Source organism: Halomonas sp. 3D7M (assembly GCF_014897885.1).
In the GTDB taxonomy this organism is placed as follows: Bacteria; Pseudomonadota; Gammaproteobacteria; order Pseudomonadales; family Halomonadaceae; genus Vreelandella.
The window spans coordinates 1-3403 of sequence record NZ_JABUZF010000164.1; the positions used below are offsets into that span (position 1 = coordinate 1).

A 3403-nucleotide genomic window follows, 5' to 3' on the forward strand; every position below is an offset into this window, starting at 1 on the left:
TGCGATGCGTCTTCTTCAGCCGATGTATCACCGCCGTCGCCAGCGATTTCCATCTGGCCGATCACGTCGCCTTCCGAGACGGTATCGCCTTCTTTCACCGTGAGCGCAACGATCTTACCGCCGTGCGGGCTGGGCACGTCCATGGAGGCTTTGTCAGACTCCAGGGTGATCAGGGTGTCTTCGGCGTTGACCTCATCACCGGCGCTGACCGCGACTTCGATGATCTCAACGCTGTCGGAACCGCCCAGGTCAGGCACTTTAATATCGACCGTTTGCTTGCCGCCGCTGGCTTTCTTCGCTGCCGGTGCGGGGGCGTCTTCCTGCGTCGGTTTGTCTTCTTTCGCTGGCGCGTCGTTGGGCTGGCTGTCAGACGCGGGGGCTGACGTCTCTTCGCCACCGTCTGTGCCGCCTTCAACCTCCAGCTCAACGATGTCGTCGCCTTCGGAGACGCTATCGCCTTCTTTGACCAGCACTTTGAGCACCTTGCCGCCTTTCGGGGCCGGGACGTCCATGCTGGCTTTGTCAGATTCCAGGGTGATTAGGGTGTCTTCCGCTTCAATGACGTCGCCTTCTGACACCGCAATCTCGATGATTTCGACATCGGTATCGCCACCGATATCGGGAACTTTGATGATTTCGCTACTCAAGGTCGCGCTCCTTCCAAATCGGATCGAGCCGGCGGGCGTTTGCCCGCCGGGCAGCGGTTTAGCTGGTCAGCGGGTTTGGCTTGCTGGCATCAATGCCATACTTCTTCAGCGCCTCGCCGACGTGCTTGCGATCAAGCTCACCACGGTCTGCCAGCGCGCGTAGCGCCGCCACGGTGACGAAGTAGCGGTCTACTTCAAAGAAGTAGCGCAGCTTCTCGCGGGTGTCGGAACGGCCAAAGCCGTCCGTGCCCAGCACGGTGTACTCGCTAGGCACCCAGGCACGCACCTGGTCGGCGTAGAGCTTCATGTAGTCGGTGGAGGCAATCACCGGGCCGTCACGGCCTTCCAGGCACTTCGTCACGTGGGGCTTGTTGGCTTCAGCGTCCGGGTTCAGGAAGCCTTCACGCTCCAGCAGCAGCGCTTCGCGGCGCAGCTCGTTAAAGCTGGTCACGCTCCAGATATCCGCGCCAATGCCCCAGTCGTTGGCCAACAGCTCGGCAGCCGCTTCGACTTCGCGCAGGATGGTGCCAGAGCCCATCAACTGCACGCGGCCTTTGTCGCCCTGGGTTTCGTTGAGCAGGTACATGCCTTTGACGATATCGTCGGTGGGCACGCTCTCAAGCGCGGGGTGCTCGTAGTTTTCGTTCATCACCGTCAGGTAGTAGAAGCAGTTCTCTTTATCGGAGAACATGCGCTTCAGACCATCCTGGAGGATGACCGCCACTTCGTGGGCATAGGTCGGGTCGTAGCTGCGGCAGTTGGGGATGGTGGAGGCTTGAATCAAGCTGTGGCCATCCTGGTGCTGCAGGCCTTCACCGTTGAGCGTGGTACGCCCGGCAGTGCCGCCGACCATAAAGCCGCGGGCTTGCAGGTCACCGGCGGCCCAGGCCAAGTCACCAATGCGCTGGAAGCCGAACATCGAGTAGTAGACGTAGAACGGCAGCAGGGTGACGTTGTTGTTGCTGTAGGACGTCGCGGCGGCAATCCACGCGGACATGGCACCGGCTTCACTAATCCCTTCTTCGAGAATCTGGCCTTTCTGATCCTCGCGGTAGAACATGATCTGGCCTTTATCGACCGGCTCATACTTCTGACCTTCCGAGGTGTAGATGCCAAGCTGACGGAACATGCCTTCCATGCCGAAAGTACGCGCTTCGTCAGGAATAATCGGGACGACATGTTTGCCGAGCTTCTTATCCTTCACCAGACCGTTCAGAACGCGCACGAACGCCATGGTGGTCGAGACTTCGCGCCCTTTGGAACCGACCATTTGCGAGGCAAAGGTTTTGTCTTCCAGGCTGGGGATCTCCAGCGCCTCAAAGTCACTGCGGCGGCTCGGCAGGTAGCCGTTTAAGCGTTCCCGCTGCAGGTGCATGTATTTCAGCTCGGGGGAGTCTTCTTCCGGCTTGTAATAGGGCACATCTTTGAGCTGCTCGTCGGTGAGCGGAATACCGAAGCGGTCGCGGAATTTACGCAACGCCTCGTACTCCATGCTCTTGACCTGGTGGGATTCGTTGGCGGCTTCGCCATCGCCACTGCCCATGCCGTAGCCTTTGACGGTGTGCGCCAGAATGACCGTGGGCTTACCGTTGGTCTGGTTGACCGCTTCGTGGTAGGCCGCGTAGACCTTGAACGGGTCGTGGCCACCGCGGTTGAGCTTCCAGATGTCTTCATCAGACAGGTCGTTGACCATCGCTTCGGTTTCGGGGTACTTACCGAAGAAGTGCTCACGGGTGTACGAACCGCCGTTGGCCTTGTAGTTCTGGTACTCACCGTCGACCGCTTCATCCATGCGCTTTTGCAGGATGCCTTTCTTGTCCTTCTCGAACAGCGGATCCCAGTGACGTCCCCAGACCACCTTGATGACGTTCCAACCGGCACCACGGAACACGCCTTCGAACTCGTCCATGACGCGGGAGTTGCCGCGCACCGGACCGTCCAAGCGCTGCAGGTTGCAGTTGATAACGAAGATCAGGTTATCGAGGTTTTCACGCCCCGCCAGGGAAATTGCGCCCAGTGACTCCGGCTCATCACACTCGCCATCGCCCATGAAGCACCAGATCTTACGGTCGTACATGTCTTTCAGCTCACGGTGATGCAGGTACTTCATCACGTGGGCTTGATAGATGGCCTGAATCGGGCCAAGGCCCATGGACACCGTGGGGAACTGCCAGTAGTCCGGCATCAGCCACGGGTGCGGGTAGGAAGACAGGCCATCGCCGTCGACTTCGCGACGGAATTTGTCCATCTGCTCTTCTGATAAACGGCCTTCCAAGTAGGAACGCGCGTAAATCCCCGGGGCAACGTGGCCCTGGATGTAAATCAGGTCGCCTTCAAAATCGCCTTTGGGGGCGCGGAAGAAGTGGTTAAAGCCAACATCGTACAGCGTGGCCGACGACATAAAGCTGGCAATGTGGCCGCCCAGCCCGGGGTTGGCGCGGTTATTACGGATGACCTGGGCAATGGCGTTGTAACGAATCAACGACCGAATGCGGCGCTCCATAAACAGATCGCCGGGCATCGGTGCTTCGCGATGCACAGGGATCGTATTCCGGTGCGGGGTTGTCACCGAGAAGGGTACCTTCATCCCGTCCCGGCGCAGGCGATCCGCCAAGCGGGTCATCAGGTAGCGGGCACGATCTTCGCCCTCACGATCCAGTACTGATTCCAGGGATTCCAGCCACTCCGTGGTTTCGAGCGGATCGAGATCTTCTCTTGTCTCCAGACTCATAGAGGTCTCTCCGAATGACGATAAA

General features: G+C 59.2%; 2 protein-coding genes. Both read right to left on the reverse strand.

The window, feature by feature from the left end:
- Positions 1-647, reverse strand: a 647-nt coding sequence (locus INT22_RS08035; protein ID WP_193068027.1) for a biotin/lipoyl-containing protein, incomplete at its 3' end; no start/stop codon positions are given.
- A 58-nt stretch (positions 648-705) separates the two neighbouring features.
- Positions 706-3378: a pyruvate dehydrogenase (acetyl-transferring), homodimeric type gene (gene aceE, locus INT22_RS08040; protein ID WP_193061858.1), complete on the reverse strand. Its 2673-nt coding sequence runs from the start codon at positions 3376-3378 to the stop codon at positions 706-708.
- Positions 3379-3403: the final 25 nt, after the last annotated feature.

Bases quoted from the DNA above. Each gene is read 5' to 3' on its own strand.
- aceE (WP_193061858.1), bottom strand. From the start codon at position 3,378: ATGAGTCTGGAGACAAGAGAAGATCTCGATCCGCTCGAAACCACGGAG.